This window comes from Microbulbifer agarilyticus S89 (assembly GCF_000220505.1).
Lineage (GTDB): Bacteria > Pseudomonadota > Gammaproteobacteria > Pseudomonadales > Cellvibrionaceae > Microbulbifer > Microbulbifer agarilyticus_B.
In genome coordinates this window covers 147,591-173,064 of the sequence record NZ_AFPJ01000009.1, presented here as the reverse complement: position 1 = coordinate 173,064, position 25,474 = coordinate 147,591, and the positions used below count along the sequence as shown (strand labels likewise).

Genomic DNA, 25,474 nt, shown 5'->3' with positions numbered 1-25,474 from the left:
AGTCATGAACCTCGATGATGAGGATCTGATCAAGCGCGTCGTCGAAGACGGGGACCAGCGGGCTTACGCCCAGCTGGTTCGTCGCTATCAGTCACAGTTGCGATTCTCGCTTCGTCAACTGTGCGATGGCGACCAGGGGCTTGCGGACGATATGGCGCAGGAGGCTTTTATCAAAGCCTACAAGGCGCTGCCGGCATTCCGGGGCGATGCCAGGTTTAGCACCTGGCTGTACCGTATCGCCTACAATCTGGTCATGAGCCATAAGCGTAAGAATGCTCCGGTAGTCGATCAGGATGCGGTAGATTCCGCACAGGCCCAGGAAAGCGTCGAAGAAGCGCAACAGCTGGGTATGGCCAGGGACCTGAATTCGGCCATGGGGGAGTTAAGTGACGCCCAGAGACAGGCGGTGCACTTGTGTATGCAGCGCGGTTTTTCACATGAAGAAGCCGCCAGTATTATGAAGTTGCCGCTGGGCACGGTAAAATCCCATGTCAACCGCGCGCGGGCCAAGTTGCAGTCTCTGCTTCAGGCCTGGCAGGAGGAGGTAGTGAGTGGCTGATTTCGATAAACAGTCCATGAAGCCCGAAAAGGGTATTTCCTCTCACAAGAGAGATGGATCAACAGGTATGGTGATAAAAAACGGTGTTGTAAGTGGCTCTCATCCGGCAATGGATGGCGAGCCTGACTTTGACACGTGGCTTTCCCAGCAGCTTCAGTTCAACGAGCCACATGTAGACGATGCGGGCTTCTGTGACCGCGTATTGGCGGAGTTACCGCCGGTGCCAGCAAAGCGCGCTGAGCGCCGTGCGACCCGTTATCAGTATGCGGCGGTTGTCGCAGCGTCTGCCATTGTGTGCTGGCAGTTCCCCCTCCAGGACCTGCTGGCGAGTATCTCAGAGCACAGCATTAGCTTGTATAGCCTGGTGGGCGTCGGCATTCTCGGCGCATTTGCTGCCATGACGGGAGGGATCGTCGCGGCGCGCCGCTGACTCTTTCGCTCCGGGTGTTCAGCCCGGGGCACCACTTGTGTAGGCCGGGATCGCCTATGGAATTTGCAGAGCTTGAATCCGAGCTCCAGCAATGGATGCTGGATGCCATCCACAATGGCCGGTCGCGTTCGGCGGTAGTCGACGCGCTGCTCAAGGCCGGTTACCAGCCAACCATCGCCAACGCGGTTGAGCAGTGTTTCCGCGCTCACGCTCCAGCAGAAGACGCGCCCAGTGAGCAGCCGCCGGGCGCTGCGTCATCAGTCACTCCCAGTCGCAAACCAGACGTACGCTTTCCCACATTCAATACGGGTGTCATTCCTCTGGGGGACCAGCAAGTGGAGGCGCGTTTCGCCATTAGGCAACCCAATATTGTGTTGTTTGCCAATTTCCTTGCCGAATGGGAGTGCGACGCACTCGTCGAGATGTCTCGGCCAAACCTGAGTCCCTCTCGTGTGGTGAACACACAGCATGGTGCGTTCGAACTAAAGCCCTCCCGAACCAGTGGCGGCACGCATTTTGCGCGCGGGGAAACGCCATTAATTGCCGACATCGAAGCGCGCATAGCAAGCCTGCTCAAGGTGCCAGAGGCACATGGCGAGCCACTACAGATCCTGCACTACCCCGTGAGTGGCGAGTATCGTCCGCACTATGATTTTTTTGACCCGGAGAAGCCGGGTAATCAGGAGGTGCTCGCAGCCGGTGGGCAGCGAGTAGGCACCTTGATTATGTATTTAAGTGATGTGGAGTCTGGCGGGGCAACAGTTTTTCCGCGGGTCGGGCTCGAGGTGCAGCCACAAAAAGGCGCTGCACTGTTCTTTTCTTATGTGGGGGAGCACGGCAAGCTGGATCTGCAGAGCCTGCATGGAGGTAGCCCCGTGCTCGCGGGGGAAAAGTGGATCGCGACCAAGTGGCTGCGTGCTGCAGAGTATCCGGCTTATTAATAGCCCGCCTTTGAACATCTTTCCTTTGATGGTCGCGCCCAGCTGCTACAGGGTGCTGTCGGGCTGGTTCTCCGGCCGCGCTTGCTGGAACGCGGGAAGGGCGTCACAGGCATCCGCAATTGCCGAGATCGTCGGGTAGTCTGAAACCGCCACGCCAAAGCGCTCGGCATTATAAATCTGTGGTATCAAGCAGCACTCAAACAGCCCGGGTGTGTCGCCGGCGGCAAATGCATAGCGCTGCGCATGCATGTGTCCCGCCAGTTGGGTTTCCAGTGCTGCAAACCCCAGCCCGATCCAATGACGCACCCACTGAACCTTCTGTTCATCACTCGCGCCAAGCTCCGACTGTAGGTATTTGAGCACCCGCAGATTCTGGATCGGTTGTATATCGCATGCCACATTGTATGCCAGTGCTCGTATCTGCGCGCGCGCCAGAGGCGATGTGGGTAATAGGGCGGGGGATGGGTGTTGTTCATCCAGCCACTCCAGGATTGCCAGCGATTGTGTCAACACATTGCCGTCGTCGATCAACGCGGGAACCAGGCCCTGAGGGTTGAGCTGCCGGTGCTTGGCATCTTTTTGTTCGCCTTTCAGTAGGTTCACTGCGTGATACTGGTACGCCAGCCCCTTGAGGTTCAGTCCGATCCGTACCCGGTAACTGGCAGATGAGCGAAAATAGCCGTGGAGCTCCATCACGTTGAATCCTTACATTGTTTTCTGTGGGTGACCCGGCAGGGCGAAGAGTGCGCCCTGTTAAGCAAATAGCGGGTGCGCTACCCCTATTGTGACAAAAATGGCGTCAAACACCGTATAATCGTGGCCGAACTTTCAGGGTGGTGCGGGCGCGACCAATCGGATGAAATTTGCTCTTTCATTTTTTCTGGTTATACCGTGCTGCCTGTAAGAGCTGCGACGCAGCCCAAAAAAACCTGCAGCAGTGGTTACAATTGAAACCAATTTTAGATACATTTGAAATTTGGTACAACCCGATCCTAAGCAGGTGTAGAGACCGCGATGACCACCGATAACTCCAACAGCTCATCTACGGAATTTTCCGACCCTATCGATGCCGTGCGTCCGGATGATCTGCGGCTGGAAAAATTCCTGCCATATCGCCTGTCCGTTCTCTCCAACCGAGTGAGTAACGCCATTGCGGATGCCTACAGCGCGCGCTTTGACCTCACCATCCCTGCATGGCGGGTGATGGCGATTCTCGGTCGCTTCCCAAACCTTTCTGCAGCGGACCTGGTGGAGCAGACCGCAATGGACAAGGTGGCGATCAGTCGCGCGGTTTCCATTCTGATTAAGAACGACTACATCACCCGCAGTGAAGACCTCGCCGATCGTCGCCGCCAGGTGCTGAACCTTTCCCCGTTGGGCCGCGATGTATACGACCGTATCGTGCCGCTGGCGCAGCAGTATGAGAATGACCTTATGGGCTCGCTTTCGGCAGAAGAGCGCGGCCAGCTGGACAGCATTATTGAAAAGCTGATGACGCGTGCGCAGGATTGGGCCAACCGCGGCCTGATCGACTGACCGGCTTTCCCTCTGCCATTCTTAAATTCCATCTATAGATTTCATTGGTCGGCACCCATTGTGTGTGTCGCCCAGAACTACTAGGAGTGACCATGTTTGACCATCTGAGCAGCCTGCCTGCAGACCCCATCCTCGGTCTTTTGGCGACTTACCGGGCCGATGAAAACCCGCGCAAGATCGATTTGGGGGTGGGCGTATATAAAGATGAAGCTGGGCACACTCCGGTGTTACAGGCGGTAAAAGAAGCCGAAACCCGCTTGCTGCGCAGTGAAGAAACCAAGGCGTATGTGGGCCCGGCGGGCACTGCCGGCTTCAATACAGCCATGCAGGAGCTGGTTCTGGGTGCTGGCCACCCGGCGCTGGTCGGTAACCGCGTTCGCTCCGCACAAACCCCCGGTGGTTGTGGTGCGCTGCGTGTACTCGCCGAGTTTGCCAATCGCGCTAAGGAGCACGCCACTATTTGGGTGAGCGACCCTACCTGGGCAAACCATGTGCCGCTGCTCGGCAATGCGGGCCTGCAAATCAAGAGCTACCCGTACTACGATCGCGCCACCAGCAGCCTCAAGTTCGACGCCATGGTGGAAACCCTCAAGCAAGTGGGAGAGGGTGAGCTGGTGCTGTTCCACGCCTGCTGCCACAACCCCTGTGGCGCTGACCTGAGTCGCGAACAGTGGCAGGTGCTGGCAGAAATGGCACAGAAACAGGGCTTCACCCCCTTCATTGACATGGCCTATCAGGGCTTTGGCGATAGCCTGGACGCCGATGCCTATGGCCTGCGCCTGATGGCAGAGTCCGTGCCGGAAATGCTGGTCGCTGCATCCTGCTCAAAGAATTTTGGCCTGTACCGAGAGCGTGTTGGTATGGCGATGGCCATTTACCGCGATGCGGATTCCGCCGACCGCGGACAAAGCCAGATGCTGAACGTGGTGCGCGGCAACTATTCCATGCCACCCAATCACGGCGGTGCCATCGTGGAAGCTATCCTGACTGATGCGGGCCTGCGTGCGAACTGGGAGGCCGAGCTGACTGAAATGCGCGAGCGCATCAACAGCCTGCGTTCAGGTCTGGTCGAGAGCCTGGAGAAGGCGGGCGCTGTGGGTGATTTCCACTTTATTCAGCAGCAAAAAGGTATGTTCTCATTTTTGGGTATTACCCCGGAGCAGGTACAGAAGCTGCAGCAGGATTACTCGATCTACATGGTGGATTCGAGTCGCATCAGCATTGCCGGCCTGAGCCGGAACAATATGGATTACTTCTGTGCATCGGTTGCAGAAGTACTGGAAAGCTAAGTCGTAATTGAGTCAAAGAGTTGGCCGAAAATGGACGTTGAGGTAGAAGCTAGCGTGTCAGAATCTGTTGTTGAACCCTGGGATCCCGCGAGCTGGCGCGAACGCACTGCGCATCAGCAGCCTAAGTATCGGTCTGCGGGCGACGTACAAGCAGTTGAGCAGCAGTTGTCTAACTACCCACCATTGGTGTTTGCCGAGGAGGCGCGTGAGCTGCGTCGGCAACTGGCGGAAGTGGCAGAGGGCAAAGCATTTCTACTGCAGGGCGGCGACTGCGCGGAGTCATTCAGTGACTTCAATGCGAATCGTATTCGCGACACCTTCAAGGTGTTGCTGCAGATGGCGGTGGTGCTGACATTTGCTGGCAACTTGCCGGTGGTGAAAGTGGCGCGCATGGCGGGGCAGTATGCCAAGCCGCGCTCGGCGGATACCGAGACCATCGGTGGCGTGGAGCTGCCAAGTTACCGCGGTGACATCATTAATGGGATTGATTTCACTGCGGGTGCGCGGGTGCCCGATCCCCAGAGAATGCTTACCGCCTACAACCAGTCTGCGGCAACCCTGAACCTCCTGCGCGCATTCGCGCAGGGTGGCCTTGCGGATCTCCATCAGGTCCACGCCTGGAACCTGAGCTACCTGGAAAATAATCCGCAGCGTGATCGCTATCTGCAATTGGCCGAGCGCCTTCAGGATGCGTTGGAATTTATGGCGGTGTGCGGGGTTAACTCCAGCAATACGCCAGCGATTCGTGAAACCACACTGTACACCTCGCACGAAGCACTGCTACTGAACTACGAGCAGGCGTTGACGCGCACCGACAGCCTCACCGGAAAATGGTACGACTGCTCCGCCCATATGCTGTGGATCGGTGAACGTACCCGTCAATTGGATGCTGCGCATGTGGAGTTCCTGGCGGGTGTGTGGAACCCCATCGGCGTAAAAGTCGGTCCGAATATGGATACCGATGAGCTGATCCGCCTGATTGACCGTCTGAACCCCAACAATGAACCGGGCCGGCTAACCCTGATTACCCGGATGGGCGCGAACACATTGGCGGACAAGCTGCCTGCACTGGTGCGCGCGGTAGAGAGGGAAGGGCGTTCCGTTGTGTGGAGTACCGATCCCATGCATGGGAATACGGAAAAAGCCTCTAGTGGCTACAAGACCCGCAACTTTGACAATATTCTGCGGGAGATCCGCGATTTCTTCGCTGTGCACCGCGCCGAGGGTACCCATCCGGGCGGCATCCACCTGGAAATGACCGGGCAGCATGTTACCGAGTGCACCGGCGGCGCCTGGAAAATTTCTGAAGCGGATCTCGCCAGCTGTTATCAAACCCAGTGTGATCCACGACTGAATGCGGATCAGGTACTGGAGCTGGCATTCTGTATCTCAGAACTGCTTCGCGATGGGCGAAATGGAAAAACCTGATTGCTTCCGAGGTTTGTCTCTGGTTGACCTTTGTCTGCAATTCATTGAATAGGGGAGGGAAGCGCATGCAGCTGTATATCGGAAATAAAAACTATTCTTCATGGTCGTTGCGTCCGTGGTTGTTGGCCACCGAACTACAGATCCCTTTTGAAGAAATACTTGTGCCGTTTGATGAGGGTGGCAGCTGGGACAAGTTTCGCGCTTTCTCACCTACCGGCCTGGTGCCATGTTTGGTCGATGGCAAAGCGACCGTCTGGGACTCTCTGGCGATTGCAGAGTATCTGTACGAATCCTATCCTGCCGTATGGCCGGCGGATAAAGTGGCCCGGGCCTGGGCACGTTGCGCTGCCGCCGAGATGCATGCCGGCTTTTTCGCGCTGCGCAACCAGTGCAGCATGAACTGTGGTGTTACCGTAGCGATGCACCAGGTGGATGCGGCACTCGAAAAGGACCTGGCAAGGTTAGAGGAACTGTGGCAGCAGGGTCTGGAACGTTTCGGTGGGCCTTTCTTGGCAGGAAATACATTTACTGCGGTGGATGCGTTCTTCGCCCCGGTGGTATTCCGCTTGTATGGCTATCAATTGTCATTGGGCGAAAAGGCGATGGCTTATGCCGAGCACATTCGCGCCTTGCCTGGAATGCAAACCTGGTACGAGGAAGCGCTCAAGGAACCTTGGCGCGAAGTTGCTCATGATCAGGAGCTGGTGGCCGTTGGCTCCATCGTCGAGGATCGCCGCCAGTAAGCCTGGGTTTTCCAGCCAATAAACCGCTCTCGGGCTGGTATCTCTCTCGCAGCGGGTCACTTCCTGTGGCTCGCTTATCCCGTATCTCTTTGTTGGTGATGACCGCGAATTCCTGCCGATGGTCGTGAATTACGATTGGGCTCTGTTGTTTTTCCCGAGCAAAAGTATCCACGTATTAAGTCGTTATCAACTCGGCTGATCAAGTTTGCCCCACAGGAATATCCGATTTGTTAGTCAGAAGCAGAGGAGAGTTCTGTTGTGGCCGTATTTTGCCGTCAATAGTTGGGGCTTTGTGGTCGAATCCTAGATGCTTCTATTGCAGGGGGGTAGACTTGCGTGATGACAAAAGCATTAGTCTGATATCCAAAAATAGTAACTATAACGAGGTCCATTTTCGATGCGTCAAACATTGATCGCCCTATCTATTTCCGCTGCGATGGTTGCAGCCGCTGGCTGTAGCAAGGAGTCTGAACCAGTGGCGAAGTCACCTTCTGCTGAACAGGTTGCCGAGATCGCTGCTGCAGCTGCGCCGGTCGATAACGTGCTGTTGGCCGAATGGTCCGGTCCTTATGGTGGGGTGCCGGCGTTTGATGCGATGGATATCGATGCGTTGAAGCCAGCGCTCGAATTCGGCATGGCTGAAAACCTAGCTGAGATCGAAGAGATTGCCAATAATCCTGCGGCGCCGACGTTTGCCAATACCATTGCAGCAATGGAGCGCAGCGGAAAATCCCTGAGCCGTGTGTTTACCTATTGGGGAATCTGGAGCGGTAACATGTCATCGCCCGAGTTCCGCACAGTGCAGGCCGAAATGGCACCTAAGCTTGCGGCATTTAGCTCCAAGATCATTCAAAACGACACGCTGTTCCAGCGTGTTAAAGCCGTGTTTGACGCGCGCAACGATTCCGATCTCACGCCTGAGCAGATTCGCGTGGTCGAGCTGACCTACGATGAGTTCGCCACCAATGGTGCAACCTTGAGCGGTGAAGCGAAAGAGCGCTACGCGGCAATCAATAATCGCCTTGCAGAGCTGCACACCAGCTTTGCAAATAATGTGCTTGCCGATGAAGAGGGCTACGATCTGTTCCTGTCGGAAGATCAGCTGGATGGATTGCCGGAGTCTTTCGTCAAAGCAGCCGCCGCGCTGGCGGAAGAGAAAGGTCAGCCGGGTAAATACGCAATTACCAATACCCGTTCTTCCATGGATCCTTTCCTGACGTACTCCACAAATCGTGCGCTGCGTGAAAAGGTTTGGAACAATTACTATAGCCGTGGCGACAATGGTGACGAGCACGACAACAACGCAATCATTGCAGAAATCCTGCAATTGCGTGATGAGCGTGTTGCGCTACTCGGGTTCGATAACTACGCCGCATGGCGCTTGCAGAATCGTATGGCGAAAACCCCGCAGCGTGCGATCGCGTTGATGGAGGCAGTGTGGCCAGCGGCAGTAGCACGAGTGCATGAGGAAGTTGCCGATATGCAGGCGGTGGCTGATGCTGAAAAAGCCGACATCAAGATCGCGCCTTGGGATTACCGCTTCTATGCGGAGAAGGTGCGCAAAGCGAAATACGACCTGAATTCCGATGAGGTTAAGCAGTATCTGCAGCTCGACAACCTGCGCGAGGGCATGTTCTATGTTGCAGGCGAACTGTTCAATTTCACTTTCACCCCGGTGGAAGAGGGCAGCGTTCCAGTATTCCATGAAGATGTGAAAGTCTGGGAAGTCACCGACAAGACTTCGGGCGAACATATCGGTTTGTGGTACCTGGATCCCTTTGCTCGTTCCGGTAAGCGCTCCGGTGCCTGGGCGAGCATGTACCGCGACCACACCACCTTTGATGGCAAGGAAACGGTTCTCGCATCCAACAACTCAAACTTTATCAAGGGCGCACCCGGTGAGCCTGTACTGGTAAGTTGGGATGATGCGGAGACCTTCTTCCACGAGTTCGGCCATGCGCTGCACTTCCTGGCCTCCAACGTTTCTTATCCGACGCTGAATGGTGGTGTGCGCGACTACACCGAGTTCCAGTCTCAGTTATTGGAGCGTTGGTTGAGCACAGATCCGATCATCGATAACTATTTGGTCCATTACAAAACCGGCGAGCCGATTCCGGCGGATCTGGTAGCGAAGATCAAGCAGGCGGCGACCTTTAACCAGGGTTTCGCCACGACGGAATACCTGGCTTCCGCGCTGGTGGATATCAAGTTGCACACCACTGATCCGACCGGTATCGATCCGGACAAGTTCGAGCGTGAAACCTTGAATGCGCTGGGCATGCCCTCCGAGCTGGTAATGCGCCACCGCACCCCGCATTTCGGGCATATCTTCTCCGGTGAAGGTTATTCTGCCGGTTACTATGGCTACATGTGGGCGGACGTGTTGACTTCCGACGCGTCGGAAGCATTTGCCGAAGCAGAAGGCGGTTTCTACGACAAGGAAGTGGCTGCCAAACTGGTCAAGTACCTGTTTGCTCCGCGTAACGCGATCGACCCGGCAGAGGCGTATCGTCTGTTCCGAGGTCGCGATGCCGGTATTGAGCCGCTGATGCGTGACCGCGGTTTCCCGCTGCCTGGCGAGAACACTGAGGAAACGGCAGCAGCGGGCGAATAATTCCAGCTGCGGGCAAGCAAAAAGGCCGCGATGTGGTGAGCATCGCGGCCTTTTTTTGTCTGGGGCCGGGGGTCGGTTTTGGCTTCTGTGTGCGCCGGCTTTTGCGGGCTAGTTACATCGGCTTGTCGCTACTTTTCCAGCAGCTGATCCAGCGGTAGCTCGGTGCGGTAACGCACCTGCTTGAGCGAGAAGCTGCTCTTGATGTGGTCAATACCTGGGAGTTCGGTCAGCTTCTTGTCGAGGAACTCTTGGTAGGCGTGCAGGTTCGGGACCACTACGCGTAGCAGGTAGTCGAAATCTCCCGTCATCAGGTAGCACTCCATGACCTCGGGCCACTGGCCAATGGTTGACTCAAAGTGCTGCAGTTCTTTCTTTACCTGGTGGTTCAGTGTCACCTGGATAAACACACTTACCGGCAGGCCTACCTTGTCTGGCTCCAGCAGCGTCACTGCGCGCTTGATAAAGCCTTGCTCGTGCAGGTTCTTTACCCGGCGGGAGCAGGGGGAGGGGGAGAGGCATACTTTTTCTGCCAGCTCGATATTTGGGATGGTGGCATCTTCCTGGAGAATTTCCAGAATGTGCTTATCGATGGCGTCCAGTAGATAGGCCATTGTGGTACCTGACTGTTTATCTGCGGTCAAAGAACTCAATTATTGCAGAAATTGGATGCCATGTGGTGATTTGTGCTCGTCTGGGTGTGCATTATTGGTGATTTTGGTATGACCTGCCTCCACTGCCGGTGATAGCTTACAGAAAACAATAAACGACGTTGAGCTACCCCTATCCGGGCCGGCGTCGCGGTTAATGTAGCCGACAGTACGAGAGAAGGTACCCCACGATGGCGATGGTTGAGAGCGATCTGGAATTCGGTTTTGACAGCGAATATTCGCTCAAAGCCGCATTTACCCGCGATAGCGGGCGTGTGTTTCTGACCGGAATTGATGCCCTGGTGCGCTTGCCGCTGATGCAGAAGCGCCTGGACGAGCAGGCTGGTCTAAATACGGCAGGATTTATTTCTGGCTACCGGGGTTCACCTCTGGGTGGCTACGATCAGTCCCTGTGGCGCCACAAAAAGTTGTTGGCTGGCCGCGACATTCATTTCGAGCCCGGTATCAACGAAGACCTTGGTGCCACCAATATCTGGGGCACCCAGCTGCTGGATCACTATCGCCAGCAGGCAACGCGCGACGGTGTTTTCTCAATCTGGTATGGCAAGGGGCACGGTGTTGACCGCAGTGCCGACGTTTTTCGCCAGGCAAATATTCAGGGTACGTCTCGACACGGCGGTGTTCTGGCCCTGTGCGGCGACGATCATACCGCCGAATCCTCCATGTTTTCCCACAACACTGATCAGATTTTTGAGTCGGTGATGATGCCGCTGCTGTTCCCGGCGACGATCGATGAATACCTCACACTGGGGCTCGCGGGTATCGCACTTTCCCGTTTTTCCGGCCTTTGGGTCGGATTCAAAACCATTACCGAGACGGTCGAGTCCGGTGCATCGATTATGGTGCCGTCGCTCCCCACCTTTACCGCGCCGGAAGGCTTCCCAATTCCTGCTCACGGGCTGAATTATGACCCGCACCTGAATTGGCCTGCGGAACGCATGGAATACGAGCGCCGCATGCTGGAGGAACGGTTGCCGGCGGCGCGGGCTTTCGCCTACGCCAATGGTTTGGACAAGAACCTGGTCCAGGCACCGCAAAAGCGCTTCGGTATTGTCACTGTGGGTAAAACCCACGGTGATCTCCTTGAGGCGCTCAAGCTATTGAACCTCACCGAGCAGGATTTGCTTGATGCGGGGATATCCATTCGCAAGATCGCCATGACCTGGCCGCTGGAACCCCGTGGCATGAGTGAATTTGCGGAGGGCATGGAGCGAATCCTGGTGGTGGAGGAGAAGCGTCCGCTGGTAGAGGATCAGATCAAGAATCTGTTTTATGCCTGGGAGGATGCGCGGCGTCCCAAAGTGGTGGGTAAGAAAGACCTGCAGGGCAATGATCTGTTGCCGGCGATCTGGGGCTTTGGGCCCGATCAGGTGGCGAAGGCAGTTACGCGTTGGTTAGCGGATACCGAATTGGCGGAAAAACTGATTCCGCTTGCAGAAAAAATTGGCGATTCTACGCCATGCAAAGTGGGCGGCTTGCTGGCTCGCGAGCCGATTTTCTGTGCCGGCTGCCCGCATAATTCCTCGACCAAACTGCCGGAGGGAAGCACTGGCAGTGCTGGCATTGGCTGCCACATTATGGCCCTCGGCAAAGGCCTGCGCACCGATACCTATTCCCATATGGGCGGCGAAGGCGCGCACTGGGTGGGGCTGCACCGGTTCTCCAGCGACAAGCATATATTCCAGAACATGGGCGATGGGACCTATAACCATTCTGGACTGTTGGCCATACGCCAGGCGGTGGCGAGCAAAATCAATATCACCTACAAAATCTTGCTGAACGACGCCGTTGCGATGACTGGCGGCCAGCCCACTGATGCCGAGGTTACGGTGCCCACGCTTTCCCGCCAGTTGCTGGCCGAAGGGGTAGGGCGTGTGTGTCTGGTGAGTGAAAACCCGCAGCATTGGCGCACCCACAATGACCAGATACCCCAAGGCCTCGAAATTTTTCATCGCGATGAACTCGACGCGGTACAGCGCACGCTGCGCGATACCCCCGGGGTGACGGCGATTATCTATGAGCAGGTATGTGCGGCGGAGAAGCGCCGCCGGCGTAAAAAAGGCCAGATGGATGATCCTGCGCGCCGTCTGCTGATCAATCATCGCGTGTGCGAGGGTTGTGGCGACTGCAGCGTGCAGTCCAGCTGTATAGCGGTCGAGCCTCTGGAAACGCCCTACGGGCGCAAGCGCCAGGTGAACCAGTCGAGCTGTAACAAAGATATGCGCTGTGCGGATGGCTTTTGCCCCAGTTTTGTCAGCGTCGAAGGCGGTGAGCTGAAGAAGCCCGAGTTGACCACGCTGGCTGAAGCGATCGACGCTGCCAGCGCAAGTTTGCAGGCTGCACCGGCGCCGCAGCTGGCGCAGCCGCTGAATATCCTGGTTGCCGGCATCGGTGGCAGTGGCGTGCTTACCGTAGCCGCGCTGCTCGGAATGGCGGCGCATCTTGAAGATAAGGGCAGTACCACCCTGTACTTTACCGGCCTCTCGCAGAAAAACGGTGCGGTTGTGGCCCATGTAAAAGTTGCGGGTGCACCGGACGAAATTACCACCGCGCGCATTCGTGACGGCGCTGCAGACCTCTTGTTGGGTTGTGACATGGTCACTGCCGCGGGTCAGCGCACCAAGTTTGCGAACGGTGCTATTAAGGCGCTGGTGAACACCGCAGAAGTTCCCGTGGCGGCGTTCGTGCGAGACAATGAGCTCGCTTTCCCGGCCGATGCCACGACAGACAGCATTCGTTCTGCCGCGGGCGAATATTTTGCCTTTGATGCGAACCGCTACGCCGAAGCATTATTTGGTGACGCGGTTGCCGCGAACCTGATGATACTGGGCTATGCCTGCCAGAAAGGTTTGTTGCCGGTGGGCCGCGCTGCGCTGGAGCAGGCGGTGACGCTCAATGGCGTGGCGGTGGAGAACAACCTTCGCGCTTTCCGCGCTGGTCGCTTGCTCGCGGAAAACCCGGCGGCGATTGAGCAGCTGCTGGTGCCAGAGCAGGCAGTAAAACTGGTGGAGCCAACGGAAACCACCCAGCAGCTGGTCACGCGTCTGGCTGGCGAGTTGGCCGAATACCAAAACGCGGCCTACGCACGCCACTATTCATCGGCGATTGAAGCGCTTTATCGCGCTGAATCGCGCATGGGCGGCAATGGCTTTCCGGTTACTGAAGCTGCTGCGCAGAGCCTGTACAAAGCCATGGCCTACAAAGATGAATACGAAGTAGCACGTCTTTATAGCAGCGAGAGTTTTAAACAGCAGCTCGAGAATACCTTCAGTGGCGATTACAAACTGAAGTTCCTGATGGCACCGCCGCTGCTTGCACGACCAGATTCAAGCGGCCGGATTCGCAAGATTGCCCTGGGCTCATGGATGACCCGTGTGCTGCCTGTGTTGGCAAAAGGTAAGGTCTTACGCGGTACTGTGCTGGATCTATTTGGTTATACCGCCGAGCGCCGTGGCGAGCGCCGCTGGGCCCGCGAAGTCCGAGACGCGGTACTTGCGGTCGCTAGCAATCTCTCTGTGGCGAATGTCGAACGGGCACGGGAGCTGATGTCGCTGCCGCAGGAAGTGCGTGGCTATGGTCATGTGCGTGCCCAGAAGATGGATCAGATCAGTGAACGCTGGCGCTTACTGAAATCGGACTTCAGCTCAGGCAGGGGGCGCTCCCGTGCTCGGGGTATGCTCACGTCCGAGCGCTGATTTTCCTCCGGTTGCTTAACGTAAAACGCCCGGCTGTTGCCGGGCGTTTTACGTTTCGGTTTCAGTCTTTACCTTGCGCTTACTGTGGTTTCAGCGAAAGGAAAGGGTTCATCATTCTGCCGAGAAGCCCGGTCAGCGCAACCGGTGCCTCGACAACGGAGAGACACAGGCATTCCTGGTCCTGGGTCGCGGTCGGGCGGTGCACCTGGCCGGGTTCCCGCACCAAGAAATCCCCCTTGGAATAGACGCCTTCACCATCGGAAAAGCTGCCGTAGAGAACCAGGGTAATTTCCTTGCCGCGATGGTCGTGCTCAGCCACCTTGCTCCCGGGGGCAATACGGTGAAATGCGACTTCCAACTGATTCTGGCCGGTCTTCAGGCGTGCTTCTTTCAGGCCTTTCGACAGCCTGCGCCACTTGAGTACCGGGTTCTGAGCAAGCAGTTTCTTGACTACCGGTGGAATCGCTGAAAAGGCCGGGTCCCGTGACACGCGCTCTTTGACCGTTTTAGCTGGTGCGGCAGGCTCCTCGCGCTCTTCGTTTTCGCGCGCTTCGATGCGCTGCATCAGATCGCCGAACAGCGCGGTATCTTCACGCTGCGCAGACGCCACGGGTGCCGATGCAGAGAGCAGATTGCCGCCTACATTGTTAAGCATTTTCATTTGCGCCGCGCATTGAGGGCAAAAATGAATATGTGCTGATACCGCCAGGCTTTGTGCCCAGTTCAGGCTGCCGCTGGCATACTCAAGCAACATATTGTTGTCGGGGTGGTATTGAATCATGGTGCCCTACCTGACAAGTGTGCTTTGAAGTTTCTTCAGGGCTAGTCGCACGCGCGATTTTACGGTGCCTAGGGGTAGCCCCAACTCTTCTGATATCTCGCTGTGGGATTTACCTTCCACATACGCCTTTTCGATTACATGGCTTTGCTCCGGAGGCAGACTCTGCAAACCCTGTGCGATCGCGCTCTGATTGCGCGATTGCTGTAAGAACACTAGGGGCTGCTCATCCTGACTGTCGTCCCAAATGTCTTCGACGCTCAGACTCTCGTCGGTTACCGGCTGGCGACTACTGCGTCTCAGTGCGTCAATGCGGCAATTCCGCATGATGGTAAAGACCCAGGTGCTGGCGGACGCTTTGTCGGGGTTAAATGTGGGCGCCTTGGTCCACACCCGGAACATAACCTCCTGTACCAGCTCGTCGGCCGCCTCCGGTGCCGAGCTCTGGCCCCCGCGGCTGAATTGAAAGCCTCTAATCAGGGGCGCGAAGTGCCCGAACAGCTGCTCAAATGAAGCTCGGTCACGATCTTTACCGACACGAACCAGCAGGTTACTCCACTCGTCGTCTCTGGTTTTCTCAGATGCCTGCACAGTGGCGGCACTCCCCCGGTTGATATATTTCACGGCCATGATAGCGAAACCTGACTCCATATTCTGCGAATTAGCAGTTTCCTTGGCCTTTCTACGCCCCTGGACACAGTCTGGATCACCAAAAAGAGGAGTTTTCTGCCAAAAAGGAGGTCATCTGTGCCAATTCTGGGCTGCTTGTGGGTTAATCCGAACGGTAGAGAGGCGCGTAAATAGAGGAAGATACTTTTTCACGACGTTATTTGACTCAAAGGAAGGCGAAAATGAGTGCCGCAATTGAGCGTCTCAAATTGCTGTATACCGATTTTCTTGCTGCTGACCCGGCAGCAATCGCCAGTGTCTACGCACACGATGTGGTGTTCAGGGACCCCGTACATGAAGTGCGTGGGCTGGAGGCAATGCAACAGTACTTTGCCGGTGTCTCCCAGAACTTGCAGGAGTGCCGATTCCAGTTTGACTTCGATGCGCACCAGCAGGGCAGGGGCACCTTGTGGTGGATGATGGAATATCGCCATCCCCGCCTTGGCGGCGGCAAGCTGCTGAAGCTCCGCGGTGCGAGCCTCTTGGAAATTGATCAGGCAAGCGACCGAGTCGTACGCCACGAAGATGTCTACGATCTCGGCGCAATGGTATATGAGCAGGTACCGCTGCTCGGCAGTGTGGTGCGAAGTGTTAAGCGGCGGCTGGCAGACAATGGGAGTGCATCATGAGTGAGTCCCAGCAGTGGTGTTCCAAGCTGAATATTTGGGTGACCGGTGCCGGGTCCGGTATCGGTGCCGCGTTGGTGCGGCTACTCGTTGAAGAGGGCCACTATGTGATTATCAGTGGTCGCCGCCGCGAGCCATTGCTGGCGCTTCAGCAAGCGTCTCCCAAGCGGATTCGTGTGCTCACCTGTGATGTCGGAGACGACGCGTCCATTGCGGAAGCTGGGGCGACGCTGCGCGATATAACCGACCAACTCGACATGGTAATCGCCTGCGCAGGTACCTGTGAGTACGACGATGGGTTAACCTTGGACATAGCAAGCTATCGCCGAGTGTTTGATGCAAACTTTTTTGGTGTGGTAAATACACTGAGAGAGTCGTTGCCGTTACTGAGTAATAGCCGGGAACCCGTGTTTGTTGCGGTGAGCAGTCTCTCATCTGTGGTTGGGTTTCCACGGGCTGAAGCGTACGGCGCGTCCAAAGCTGCCGTGGATTATTTTATGCAGGCTCTGCGTGCGGATACGGCGAATGTTTGTCTGCGCACTGTGCTGGTGCGCCCCGGATTCATCGACACTCCGCTAACAAGAGAGAACGACTTTGATATGCCGTTCTTGTTGACTGCGGAGCAGGCAGCGCAACGCATTTTGCGTGGTCTGAAAGGTAATGCATCGGTGATCGACTTCCCGAAACGACTGGCCTGGCCGCTGCGACTTCTGGGGGCACTATCCCCGGTTTGGTTCAATCTGATCGCACCCCGAATGACAAGAATTCGAACATTGAGGAAGGTGTAATGCGAATTGCAATTATTGGCAGTGGTATCTCGGGGCTTACGTCAGCCTATTTGCTGAATCAAAAGCATGAGATTTCCCTGTTCGAAGCGGATTCCCGGCTTGGGGGGCATACGGCTACTATCGATGTGGAGGAGGATGGTAAGACGATCCCCATCGATACAGGGTTTATCGTTTTCAACGATTGGACCTACCCAAATTTTATTAAGCTGATGTCGCAACTGGGTGTTGAGAATCAGCCTACGGATATGGGGTTCAGCGTATCCGCCCTCGGATCCGGTCCAAACGGACCTGGTCAGTTTGCCAAAGACTTTGAGTATGCGGGTAACAACCTGAACTCCCTGTTTGCCCAGCGCCGAAACCTGCTCGATGGTGGGCACTGGCGCATGCTGCGCGATATCGTACGCTTTAATCGCGATGCAGTTACCGACTGGAAGCGTGGCGAGCTCAGTGAAACAACAACGCTCGGGGCGTATCTGGATACCAATGGCTACTCTGCTGAATTTGCATCGCGGTATCTGGTACCTATGGGGTCTGCCATCTGGTCTGCCAGTATGTCGCGGATGCTGGATTTTTCTGTCGATTTTTTTGTGCGATTTTTCTACAACCACGGCCTGCTGAATATCTTTAACAGGCCGCAGTGGCGAGTGATTCGCGGTGGTTCCAAATCCTACATCGCGCCGATGATCGAATCCTTTAAAGATCGTATTAATTTGAGCAGCCCGGTGCAGCGCGTCACCCGAGTGGGCCCGCATGTACAGCTAGAATATGTCAATGCGTCTGGCGAAAAGCACATGCAGGAATTCGATCAGGTAATTTTTGCGTGTCACTCGGACCAAGCGCTGACAATCCTCGGTGACGCGTCAAATCCTGAGCGTGAAATTCTCGGGCATATCCCGTATGAGAAAAATTCGGTTGTGCTGCATACCGATACCAGCCTGCTGCCGAAACGCCAATCTGCCTGGGCGAGCTGGAATTATCGGTTGCAGGGTGATGATACTGCCTTGCCCGCGCTGACTTACAACATGAATATTTTGCAGCGTTTAGAGACCAGTAAGACCTATTGTGTCACTCTAAATGCAGATCATCTGATTGAGCCGAGCAAGATTATTGGTGAGTACGAATATGAGCATCCACAGTTTTCCGTGAATGGAAATAGTGCCCAGGCACGCTGGGGAGAAATCAATGGCGTCAATCGCACCTGGTTTTGTGGCGCTTATTGGGCTAACGGCTTCCATGAGGATGGTGTGGTAAGCGCGATTCGTGTGGCGAAGGCTCTGGGAGTCGAATTTTGATGCGTAGCGGTATCTACTCCGGTTGGATACAGCATCGACGCTTTGCGCCGAGAGAGCACCGGTTTCGCTACCGGGGCTTTATGATGTTTGCGTTCCTCGATGAGCTGCCCGAGATACTTGCACAAACACGTCTTTGGTCGCGCTCAAAATTGGCACCCGCACGCTTCTGTCGGGCCGATTTTTACGGCGATCCAGAAATGTCTCTGGACGAGGCTGTCAGGGCCAGGGTTGCAGAAGAGTTGGGTAAACGCCCGCAGGGGCCAATTGCCTTTCTCGCTAACTGGCGCTATCTCGGTTACAACATGAATCCGATCAGTATTTATTACTGTTTTGATCGGTCAGGAGAGCAGGTAGAGTCCCTGCTGGTGGATGTGCACAATACGCCCTGGAATGAGCGACATGGGTATGTGTTGCCTGTCTCCGGAGGTCGTGTGCAGAAAGCGGTTTTTGAAAAGGCGCTGCACGTATCCCCGTTTATGCCCTGTAATCAGGCTTACCAGTGGCGAAGTACCACACCGGGTAAACATCTGACGGTCAGTATCCGCTCGATTCAGGACGGGGAGTGCGTTTTCGATGCCTGTATGTCGTTAGAACGAGAAGAAATTTCCGCCTCATCGCTGATTCGGAAATTGATCCAGTATCCGTTGTTTACCGTAAAGGTCATTGGCGCCATATACTGGCAAGCACTCAAGTTGTTTATAAAAAGGGTGCCGCTGTATTCGCATCCACAGACCTGAAATTTTCTTCACTAAATTAAGAATCTAAGCCTCCGGGAGAATTTTCGATCATGAGTTTGATGCAAAAGAACGTCGCGAAAGCTGCGCATTCGTCGGTATCAGAAGAAGAGGCGCAATCGATGACGGTTGATTCTCCTACACCTCTTTCAGGACAGCCCAATATTAGCCTGGTCAGCAATGATGCTGCGCAGGCACAGGTGGCCAGCGAACAAAGCGTCGGCCAGCAAGAGAATGCGCTTAACTGGTTTGAGCGCCTCGCGCGCAAGCTGGTACTCGGGAAGCTCTCCGCGATTAGTATCGGCACTTTATATGTCCATGAGCTGTTCGGAGAACGCAAGATTCTGCAATTTGGGCAAACTCCTGGCTTTTCTGACATTGAGGCCCATCTGCATGTTCGCTCACCGGCGACATACACCCAAGTATTGATGAACGGCACTATCGGTTCTGGTGAAGCCTACATGGACGGTGACTGGCACTCTCCGGATCTGGTTCAGGTAATTCGGCTTATGGTGGCCAACCAGGATTTACTGCAGAACCTGGATTCTCGCTGGGGATTTCTGCAAAAAGCGGCATTGCGCGTTTTACACCGCCTGAATGCAAACTCGATTAATGGATCCAAGAAGAATATTTCTGCCCACTACGATTTGGGGAACGACTTCTTTGGCCTGTTTCTCGATCCCACCATGCTGTACTCCAGCGCCGTATTTCCCTCGGAAGGCGCGAGTCTGGCAGAGGCCTCCCAGTTTAAGATGGCGCGGATATGTCGCAAACTACAGCTGAAGCCAACTGACCACCTGTTGGAAATCGGCACAGGCTGGGGCGGCATGGCGGTATACGCGGCGAAGCATTATGGCTGCAAGGTAACGACGACCACCATCTCTCGCGAGCAATATGAACACGCCAAGGCGTGGGTCGAGAGGGAAGGGTTACAGAATCGTGTGACCTTACTGCTCAAAGACTACCGTGAGCTTGAGGGACAATTCGACAAGATCGTGTCCATCGAAATGATCGAGGCAGTGGGGCACGAGTACTATGCGACCTTCTTTGGCCGCTGCAGCGCGCTGCTCAAGGATGACGGCATCATGGTGATGCAGGCGATCACGATTCAGGATCAGCGGTTTGACGCGTACAAAAACAGCGTAGACTTCATCCAACGGTATATTTTCCCTGGTGGCTGCCTGCCTTCCAATCAGGTGGTGGCGAAGCATATCGCGGAAGATACCGATATGCAGATCGTCGGCCTGGACGATATTACCTTTGATTACGCCAAAACGTTGGCGTCCTGGCGCACCGCGTTTTTCGAGCATATTGATGAGATACGTGCTCAGGGTTTCGATCAGCGCTTTATCAACATGTGGGACTTCTATCTGTGCTATTGCGAGGGCGGCTTCCTGGAGCGTGTCATCAGCACTGCACAGTTTACCTTTGCTAAACCGCGCTGCCGTAAGCTGCCACCGCTGCACTGATGGCTATCCCGTTGGTGCAAAAGGCGGCTAGCACACCGGCTCCCTTCTGGAAAATGCTGGTCAGTGGTTTGATATTTGAGGGAATCTGGCTGCTCTGCGTGCTGGACCCCTCGACGCTTGCTGTAGTGGCGTTAACGCTACTGAATGTCGGTTTTCATCTGTTTCTCTTCCATAGCCCTGCCTTAAACCAGGGCGGGGCGCCTTCCCTGAATTCGTCACTCCTGTGGCTGTTTGCGGTAACCGCCGGCGGTATTGCCATGGACGCCGCACTGTTCCGCAGCGGGTTGTTTATTGCGGAGCCAGCACCATCCGTCGTGCCGTTGTGGCTTGCTTGCCTGTGGGTGAATTTCGCCCTTGCAGTTCGTTATGCCTTCGTGTTTTTACATGGACGGATGTGGCTCGCCGCAGTGTTTGGCTTTTTCGGTGGACCTCTCAGTTATCTGATAGGGGCAAAAATCGGTGGTGAGGTCGCACTGGCCACGCCTTTGTGGCTGACGTTGTTAGTTCTGGCATTGCTGTGGTGCATTTTCTTACCGCTGATTTTACGTTTTCTCTCTGTCACACAGCATCACCCAGCGTCACGCAGGCACTGATTTCGTGTAGTGCCTGGTTGTTCCCTATGGAGTTGAAGGACGTACTTCATGATTGCTTCCCTGTTCGCTCTCTCTCTCTCGGTTACAGGCTGTAGCGCGCCGCAAACGGTACTGGATGAGGCCAAGGTTGTTGGTCGCGCGATGTTGCCGGCGAGCGGTCAAGTGCAGTATTGCGAGTATTTTCTGCCGGGTGCGGACAGCTGGCGCGTGCTGTATTTCGCACCGGATGGCCAGAAAATCGCAGAAAAGCGTGTGGCGTGTCCAGGCGGGCAGGGCACCTTGCCTGTGTCTGCGCGTCCCGATGTGGCCCAGGAGGACTTTCGTTTCGGTGAAGTCCGTGAAGCGGTAAAACAGCAAGACGAGTGGCTGCTGCGGTACCGTCCACAGCAGGGGGCTTCAATGCAGGAGACGCGCGTGCCGGCGCGCAAGGTGGATGTGGTTGACGCTGGGTTCGATGCTTTTGTGCGCGCCAACTATGCAGCACTTGCCAGCGGGCAGGCGCTCAACTTTGGCTTTGCATCGCCATTGCATGGTCGCGTGATTACGCTGCGGGCACGGCAGGCTGCGTGTATAGCGCCTGAACCCGATCTTTGCATTGATGTGGAATTGTCGAGTGGTTTCCTGCGCTGGCTCGCTGGCGGCAAGATCTATCTCGAGTATGCTGCGCCTGCCAGCGGGGATTCGACAACAGAACCTGCGCGTTTGATGCGTTTTACCGGCACGGTTAATTTGCTAAGCGACGCCGGAAAGTCTCAGACGCTCGATATCCGTTACTTTTATCCGTGAGGTAGCCGTTTCCATCGCCCGCAATGCATGTTGCCAGTAGGGCTGTCGACGGATTTCTTCTAAGTGACCATTCTTATATAGCGATTTCTCCTGACGCGTAATCCCACCATCGTCTAAACCTAAGAGGACAAAGGCGACAATATGTGGTGAGGTGCGCCAATGAAGAAACAGCTCGTCCTCGGCGTGATGTTCACGGCGACAACGATGTTGGGTTGTGCTACCCAACAGGAACAGGTCTACGGTGCTGGCAATATCGTCATCGATACCCAGGGCGTGAACATGCGCCAGTACCAGCTCGATCTGGCAGATTGCAAAACACTATCGATGGCTGCGCGCAATGACGCTGGCCGGCGAGGTTTCTCACGCGCTGCGGGTGGCGCGTTACTCGGTGGTGCGTTGGGTGCAATCATTGGTGATAGCAGTAGCGCTGCTGCCGCGGCCGCAGGAGCTGGTGCCATCGTCGGTGGTGTGAGCGGTGTTGGCAGTGCCCATGCAGAAGAGGGTTATATCGCCCGAAACTGTCTGCGCGGTCGTGGCTATCGAGTATTGAACTGAGTTTCTAAAACCAACTCCTATTCGGCACTCACAGGACTTGGCTTTCGCCGGGGGATTTATCCTCCGGCTTTTTTGGTTTTGCATATTTGTTTTACATAGACAAAAAAAAAGCCCGCACGTTTCCGTGCGGGCTTTATTAGTGGTTTATGCGGTTAGGGAGCCGCGTAGGGCACTTCAATCTTGGATTTGCCATTGTTGTTGGCAATATCCATATCGCAAGGATCGGTTAAGTCATTGGCAAACCCAGTGATGTTTTCCAGCATTTCCTGGAAGGTAATAATCCGGGTTGCATGACCATCTGCGCCGACGGCAGGAATATTCGCAAGCTTGGTTCGACCCTTGTTGTCGTGGCCATTTGGAACACAAATTTGCGGATGGTCAAACTTGCCTTCCTGATAGGCTGCGCCCCAGTCGGTCAAGCCAGTTTCCATCATTTCCACCATTGCCGCTTCGCGGTCTGCACCTACATCTACAATACGCAATCCGGCGTCCAGATTGTGTAAGTTGAGGTTGGCAACACCAAAGCGCTTGTCATCGCTCAGGTCGAAGTCCACCACAGTTTTGTAGAACTCCAGTACCTGACGCAGGTTCATCTTCGACCCATTATGCATAAATGGACCGGTGAACTTTGTCATACGCACGGTGGGCGTCTTGAAGAAGCCATTGCGCAGTACCAGGTCATCGCTTGGTACAGTCGGGTCACAGACTACCGCGCCCATTTCTGGGTCACATGCCAGGTTCATGGCGAACGGTTTGGCGGTGAGGTTACCGGGCGCAGTTGGAATCTGCACACCGCCAACACCAACACCGGCTTGCAGGCTGTCTGCAATTTTTTGGAGTACGGCTTTGGTTTCCGGGCTGTCGTAAGGTGCCGGCAAGTCGCCTGGCAGCATGCCCATCAGCTGTGCCAGCTTGGCCTTTGACAGGGGAATCACACCGCCATTGGTGGTGGTGATGTTGTCGCCAACACTCAGGTCTTCACCGGTGGGGCGAATCGCGATGTTGTAGAAGCCGGCGTCATATACACCCTGATTTTCAAAGGTGTTCATGCGCTCCAGGATTGCGGGCGGTTCTTCACCGGGAGGTAGCGGGTCGACACCGAAGCCGGTAGTACCACTGATGGTTGCACCGGTGAATTCAGCGGATGCGTGGCATTCGGCACAGTCGGTTGCTCCCGCCTGGAAGCGGCCCATACCTTCGTCGATGTTCGCAATGGTCGCCGCGGCGGCCTCGCACACACGAGAATTGTAGGGCGGGGCACATCCACCAATAGGCTCACCGGCGACCAACTTTCCGCTTTCCGGTTGGTTGGGGGCGTTGGGTGCTTCAGAACCCGTTTCAGCTTTTGGATGGATGAATTCGGCAAACTTCATCGCGCATGCGTCGTACGCCGCGGTGGCTTCCACTTCAGTCGACGAAGGCGGCAACATTACCGAGCAGTCTTCAAACGAAACACCGTCGCCATCGGGCTGCAAACCGGTCCAGTCCAGCACGATCATGAAGCGGCCATTGATCATCTTGAAGCTACGTGACGGTGTGCCTGCCGGCGGACGGCTCTTGCCGATGTCCAGGCGGACCATGGTGCGGCCGTCGGCACTGATGTGCTCAATAATGGTTTCCGGGCCATGGTCGCCGTCGGGGTCGGAATCGATCATGCCGCCTGCCATCAGGTCGACAATCGTATTGCCGGTGGTGAGCGTGGCCTCATAGGCCTGTACGGCGAGTCCCCAGAAGAGGTTAAAGTTAACCTCCATTAGGGTTCTGTTCTCCGACTCGTAGCCGCAATTACTCATGTCGACTTTCTGGGTGAAGTTCGATGCTTTAGTCAGACAGACGTCGTTGCCAGAACCATCGCCCCAGAATTTTTCGAGGAAAATATCCTTGATAAAGTCTGAGTAGAGGTGGCTGTCAATACCGCGTACCTGTTGCTCACCCGGACCACAGTTGGTTAACGAGCCTAACAAAGAATCGTTACAGTTCACCCACTGCCCGTAAAGCGGAGTAAGGTTCACCAGCTTGCGGCCGAGGTTGTACCCATCGCCGCCACCGCCACCGCGATGAATAAATTCCATTTCGAAATCGCTGCCGGTCGGGCCCACAGCCTGTGACGCTAATGACGAGAACGGAATGAGCACCGAGTGCTCAAGCGCGTAATTGCCACCCTCGTAAACGCGAAGTTTGGCATCCGGGTCGCGGAAGCCCAGCGTGTTCACCCCATTGAAGAACATATCCGCTCGGCCATCCCAGAAGCTGCTCTGGTTAAAGATCGCGTTATATGTGGTAGGTGTGTTACGAGGTTCAACCCTGCGCACAGTGTCTGGAACACCTGCTGCATTGTTGGGAAATCCGTCGAACAGTGAATCGCTGCTGTCGAAGCCTTCATCGGTGGCCCGCAGGATACCTGCGTCTTGGATAGACCCAGGAATCAAGCCGGTGAAATCAGTTGCCCGGACCCCTTGGGAGGATACGACATCGTTGACATCCTGGCCGGCTATCGAGCCGAGTAACGCCGCGTCGACGAGATTACCGGGTGTGCCGTCTTCTTGGTCCGGCGTCGCGCCCGCGCCGATCAGCGCGCTCTCGCTAACTGGTAGGCCGCGCGGGGAACTCAATCCACCAAAGTCCATCACGGTGAGTGCTTTGTTCACGCCCAGCAATTGATGTGAAGTATCACCGCGCTTCAGCCCCGGACTCATACTGTTTACGGTGCGAATATCGGCGCCGGAATTGAAATGACAACTCGCGCAGGCCTGTACACCATCACTACCGACCTGCATATCGAAGAAAAATAGCTTGCCGAGCCGTTGGAGATCGGTGCGCTTATTGGGGTGGGTGACCTGCTCCCACTCCGCTGGATTGAAGCCATCTCCCTGCCCATCGAGTAGCCCCAGTACGTTCACATCGGGCACCGCAACTTTGCTGAGTGGTGGCACGTCGGCGAGGGCAGGGCCGGCGATCAACGAAAGGGATAAACCCCAGGCGCCGCCTCTATGCAAAAAAGCACGGGCTAATGATTTTCTTGTTCCTGGAAATGTTTTGCTTTCCGGGTCGGGTGGTGCAATTGGCCGTCCATCCTGGGGTGGACGGTAATCGCCTTTTCGGCAAGGCATGGCTAGATCCCTCTCGCTAGTTACGCTGATCGTTTCACTGATTGCCGAGCGATCCCCTTCGCATGAATCGTCCAGAATAAACGACAGCATTCATTCCGAAGATTGATCATTTTTTCGGCAACATATAAAAAATAGGTTTCTGAATCGCAGATGACAAATGTCCAAGGACGT

Annotated in this window: 22 protein-coding genes; 17 read left to right on the top strand and 5 right to left on the bottom strand. The window is 55.6% G+C overall.

Annotated elements, in window-relative coordinates:
- Positions 1-4: 4 nt before the first annotated feature.
- The 3 genes from AS89_RS0103285 to AS89_RS0103275 are packed head-to-tail and all read left to right on the top strand — an operon-like array spanning position 5 to position 1,930.
- Positions 5-559: a sigma-70 family RNA polymerase sigma factor gene (locus AS89_RS0103285; protein WP_010130905.1), complete on the top strand. Its 555-nt coding sequence runs from the start codon at positions 5-7 to the stop codon at positions 557-559.
- Positions 552-989, top strand: coding sequence for a hypothetical protein (locus AS89_RS0103280; protein ID WP_010130904.1), 438 nt, complete (start codon positions 552-554; stop codon positions 987-989). Before AS89_RS0103285 ends, AS89_RS0103280 begins: the two co-directional genes overlap by 8 nt.
- Before the next feature lie 56 nt (positions 990-1,045).
- Entirely contained in the window at positions 1,046-1,930 is an 885-nt protein-coding gene (locus AS89_RS0103275; RefSeq protein ID WP_010130903.1) for a 2OG-Fe(II) oxygenase, read from the top strand.
- A gap of 45 nt (positions 1,931-1,975) precedes the next feature.
- Here AS89_RS0103275 and maiA read toward each other — a convergent pair whose 3' ends face one another.
- On the bottom strand, positions 1,976-2,623 hold the full coding sequence (gene maiA / locus AS89_RS0103270) for a maleylacetoacetate isomerase (RefSeq protein ID WP_010130902.1): 648 nt from the start codon (positions 2,621-2,623) through the stop codon (positions 1,976-1,978).
- 321 nt (positions 2,624-2,944) lie between these two features.
- Between maiA and AS89_RS0103265 the strand changes: the two genes are divergently transcribed.
- The 5 genes from AS89_RS0103265 to AS89_RS0103245 all read left to right on the top strand — a co-directional run bounded on the left by AS89_RS0103265 (position 2,945) and on the right by AS89_RS0103245 (position 9,540).
- Positions 2,945-3,466, top strand: coding sequence for a MarR family winged helix-turn-helix transcriptional regulator (locus AS89_RS0103265; protein ID WP_010130901.1), 522 nt, complete (start codon positions 2,945-2,947; stop codon positions 3,464-3,466).
- A gap of 92 nt (positions 3,467-3,558) precedes the next feature.
- The gene (locus tag AS89_RS0103260; RefSeq protein WP_010130900.1) at positions 3,559-4,755 is read left to right on the top strand and encodes an amino acid aminotransferase; all 1,197 of its coding nucleotides are present in this window, start codon (positions 3,559-3,561) and stop codon (positions 4,753-4,755) included.
- A gap of 30 nt (positions 4,756-4,785) precedes the next feature.
- Positions 4,786-6,183 (top strand): class II 3-deoxy-7-phosphoheptulonate synthase, encoded by a 1,398-nt coding sequence (locus AS89_RS0103255; protein WP_010130899.1) that lies wholly within the window; start codon positions 4,786-4,788, stop codon positions 6,181-6,183.
- 65 nt (positions 6,184-6,248) lie between these two features.
- Complete coding sequence (locus AS89_RS0103250) at positions 6,249-6,926, top strand: glutathione S-transferase family protein (RefSeq protein ID WP_010130898.1); 678 nt, start codon at positions 6,249-6,251, stop codon at positions 6,924-6,926.
- 397 nt (positions 6,927-7,323) lie between these two features.
- Positions 7,324-9,540, top strand: coding sequence for a M3 family metallopeptidase (locus AS89_RS0103245; protein ID WP_029249746.1), 2,217 nt, complete (start codon positions 7,324-7,326; stop codon positions 9,538-9,540).
- 128 nt (positions 9,541-9,668) lie between these two features.
- Here the strand turns inward: AS89_RS0103245 and AS89_RS0103240 are convergent, their stop codons facing one another.
- Positions 9,669-10,151 carry an Lrp/AsnC family transcriptional regulator gene (locus AS89_RS0103240; protein ID WP_010130896.1) on the bottom strand — a complete coding sequence of 161 codons (483 nt, stop codon included), beginning with the start codon at positions 10,149-10,151 and terminating at the stop codon, positions 9,669-9,671.
- Between the two features lie 227 nt (positions 10,152-10,378).
- On the opposite strand from AS89_RS0103240, the gene AS89_RS0103235 reads away from it, so the two are divergent.
- Positions 10,379-13,903: an indolepyruvate ferredoxin oxidoreductase family protein gene (locus tag AS89_RS0103235; protein WP_010130894.1), complete on the top strand. Its 3,525-nt coding sequence runs from the start codon at positions 10,379-10,381 to the stop codon at positions 13,901-13,903.
- Between the two features lie 79 nt (positions 13,904-13,982).
- Here AS89_RS0103235 and AS89_RS0103230 read toward each other — a convergent pair whose 3' ends face one another.
- Positions 13,983-14,684, bottom strand: a complete 702-nt coding sequence (locus AS89_RS0103230) for a ChrR family anti-sigma-E factor (RefSeq protein WP_010130893.1) — start codon at positions 14,682-14,684, stop codon at positions 13,983-13,985.
- Between the two features lie 6 nt (positions 14,685-14,690).
- Positions 14,691-15,311 carry a sigma-70 family RNA polymerase sigma factor gene (locus tag AS89_RS0103225; protein WP_100169236.1) on the bottom strand — a complete coding sequence of 207 codons (621 nt, stop codon included), beginning with the start codon at positions 15,309-15,311 and terminating at the stop codon, positions 14,691-14,693.
- Positions 15,312-15,532: 221 nt separating this feature from the next.
- On the opposite strand from AS89_RS0103225, the gene AS89_RS0103220 reads away from it, so the two are divergent.
- The 8 genes from AS89_RS0103220 (at position 15,533) to AS89_RS0103185 (ending at position 22,193) form a co-directional block, all read left to right on the top strand.
- A complete protein-coding gene (locus tag AS89_RS0103220; RefSeq protein WP_010130891.1) occupies positions 15,533-15,979 on the top strand; it encodes a nuclear transport factor 2 family protein in 447 nt (148 codons plus the stop codon).
- Positions 15,976-16,764, top strand: a complete 789-nt coding sequence (locus AS89_RS0103215; RefSeq protein WP_010130890.1) for an SDR family NAD(P)-dependent oxidoreductase — start codon at positions 15,976-15,978, stop codon at positions 16,762-16,764. The genes AS89_RS0103220 and AS89_RS0103215 overlap by 4 nt, the downstream gene beginning before the upstream one ends.
- Entirely contained in the window at positions 16,764-18,056 is a 1,293-nt protein-coding gene (locus tag AS89_RS0103210) for an NAD(P)/FAD-dependent oxidoreductase (protein WP_010130889.1), read from the top strand. Before AS89_RS0103215 ends, AS89_RS0103210 begins: the two co-directional genes overlap by 1 nt.
- On the top strand, positions 18,056-18,793 hold the full coding sequence (locus tag AS89_RS0103205; protein WP_010130888.1) for a DUF1365 domain-containing protein: 738 nt from the start codon (positions 18,056-18,058) through the stop codon (positions 18,791-18,793). Before AS89_RS0103210 ends, AS89_RS0103205 begins: the two co-directional genes overlap by 1 nt.
- Before the next feature lie 50 nt (positions 18,794-18,843).
- Positions 18,844-20,259: an SAM-dependent methyltransferase gene (locus tag AS89_RS0103200; protein ID WP_010130887.1), complete on the top strand. Its 1,416-nt coding sequence runs from the start codon at positions 18,844-18,846 to the stop codon at positions 20,257-20,259.
- Positions 20,259-20,852 carry a DUF2878 domain-containing protein gene (locus AS89_RS18110; RefSeq protein ID WP_010130886.1) on the top strand — a complete coding sequence of 198 codons (594 nt, stop codon included), beginning with the start codon at positions 20,259-20,261 and terminating at the stop codon, positions 20,850-20,852. The genes AS89_RS0103200 and AS89_RS18110 overlap by 1 nt, the downstream gene beginning before the upstream one ends.
- 48 nt (positions 20,853-20,900) lie before the next feature.
- On the top strand, positions 20,901-21,638 hold the full coding sequence (locus AS89_RS0103190) for a hypothetical protein (protein ID WP_010130885.1): 738 nt from the start codon (positions 20,901-20,903) through the stop codon (positions 21,636-21,638).
- 159 nt (positions 21,639-21,797) lie between these two features.
- Positions 21,798-22,193, top strand: coding sequence for a hypothetical protein (locus tag AS89_RS0103185; protein ID WP_010130884.1), 396 nt, complete (start codon positions 21,798-21,800; stop codon positions 22,191-22,193).
- A gap of 152 nt (positions 22,194-22,345) precedes the next feature.
- On the opposite strand, the gene AS89_RS0103180 is transcribed toward AS89_RS0103185, so the two are convergent.
- On the bottom strand, positions 22,346-25,153 hold the full coding sequence (locus AS89_RS0103180) for a cytochrome c peroxidase (protein ID WP_010130883.1): 2,808 nt from the start codon (positions 25,151-25,153) through the stop codon (positions 22,346-22,348).
- Between the last annotated feature and the right edge of the window lie 321 nt (positions 25,154-25,474).

What these genes read in the sequence shown, in the direction of transcription:
- AS89_RS18110 (WP_010130886.1), top strand. Translation starts at nt 20,259, where the DNA reads ATGGCTATCCCGTTGGTGCAAAAGGCGGCTAGCACACCGGCTCCCTTC.
- AS89_RS0103250 (WP_010130898.1), top strand. Translation starts at nt 6,249, where the DNA reads ATGCAGCTGTATATCGGAAATAAAAACTATTCTTCATGGTCGTTGCGT.
- AS89_RS0103225 (WP_100169236.1), bottom strand. Translation starts at nt 15,311, where the DNA reads ATGGCCGTGAAATATATCAACCGGGGGAGTGCCGCCACTGTGCAGGCA.
- AS89_RS0103285 (WP_010130905.1), top strand. Translation starts at nt 5, where the DNA reads ATGAACCTCGATGATGAGGATCTGATCAAGCGCGTCGTCGAAGACGGG.
- AS89_RS0103210 (WP_010130889.1), top strand. Translation starts at nt 16,764, where the DNA reads ATGCGAATTGCAATTATTGGCAGTGGTATCTCGGGGCTTACGTCAGCC.
- AS89_RS0103275 (WP_010130903.1), top strand. Translation starts at nt 1,046, where the DNA reads ATGGAATTTGCAGAGCTTGAATCCGAGCTCCAGCAATGGATGCTGGAT.
- maiA (WP_010130902.1), bottom strand. Translation starts at nt 2,623, where the DNA reads ATGGAGCTCCACGGCTATTTTCGCTCATCTGCCAGTTACCGGGTACGG.
- AS89_RS0103205 (WP_010130888.1), top strand. Translation starts at nt 18,056, where the DNA reads ATGCGTAGCGGTATCTACTCCGGTTGGATACAGCATCGACGCTTTGCG.
- AS89_RS0103185 (WP_010130884.1), top strand. Translation starts at nt 21,798, where the DNA reads ATGAAGAAACAGCTCGTCCTCGGCGTGATGTTCACGGCGACAACGATG.
- AS89_RS0103260 (WP_010130900.1), top strand. Translation starts at nt 3,559, where the DNA reads ATGTTTGACCATCTGAGCAGCCTGCCTGCAGACCCCATCCTCGGTCTT.
- AS89_RS0103240 (WP_010130896.1), bottom strand. Translation starts at nt 10,151, where the DNA reads ATGGCCTATCTACTGGACGCCATCGATAAGCACATTCTGGAAATTCTC.
- AS89_RS0103265 (WP_010130901.1), top strand. Translation starts at nt 2,945, where the DNA reads ATGACCACCGATAACTCCAACAGCTCATCTACGGAATTTTCCGACCCT.
- AS89_RS0103245 (WP_029249746.1), top strand. Translation starts at nt 7,324, where the DNA reads ATGCGTCAAACATTGATCGCCCTATCTATTTCCGCTGCGATGGTTGCA.
- AS89_RS0103190 (WP_010130885.1), top strand. Translation starts at nt 20,901, where the DNA reads ATGATTGCTTCCCTGTTCGCTCTCTCTCTCTCGGTTACAGGCTGTAGC.
- AS89_RS0103230 (WP_010130893.1), bottom strand. Translation starts at nt 14,684, where the DNA reads ATGATTCAATACCACCCCGACAACAATATGTTGCTTGAGTATGCCAGC.
- AS89_RS0103220 (WP_010130891.1), top strand. Translation starts at nt 15,533, where the DNA reads ATGAGTGCCGCAATTGAGCGTCTCAAATTGCTGTATACCGATTTTCTT.
- AS89_RS0103215 (WP_010130890.1), top strand. Translation starts at nt 15,976, where the DNA reads ATGAGTGAGTCCCAGCAGTGGTGTTCCAAGCTGAATATTTGGGTGACC.
- AS89_RS0103200 (WP_010130887.1), top strand. Translation starts at nt 18,844, where the DNA reads ATGAGTTTGATGCAAAAGAACGTCGCGAAAGCTGCGCATTCGTCGGTA.
- AS89_RS0103255 (WP_010130899.1), top strand. Translation starts at nt 4,786, where the DNA reads ATGGACGTTGAGGTAGAAGCTAGCGTGTCAGAATCTGTTGTTGAACCC.
- AS89_RS0103235 (WP_010130894.1), top strand. Translation starts at nt 10,379, where the DNA reads ATGGCGATGGTTGAGAGCGATCTGGAATTCGGTTTTGACAGCGAATAT.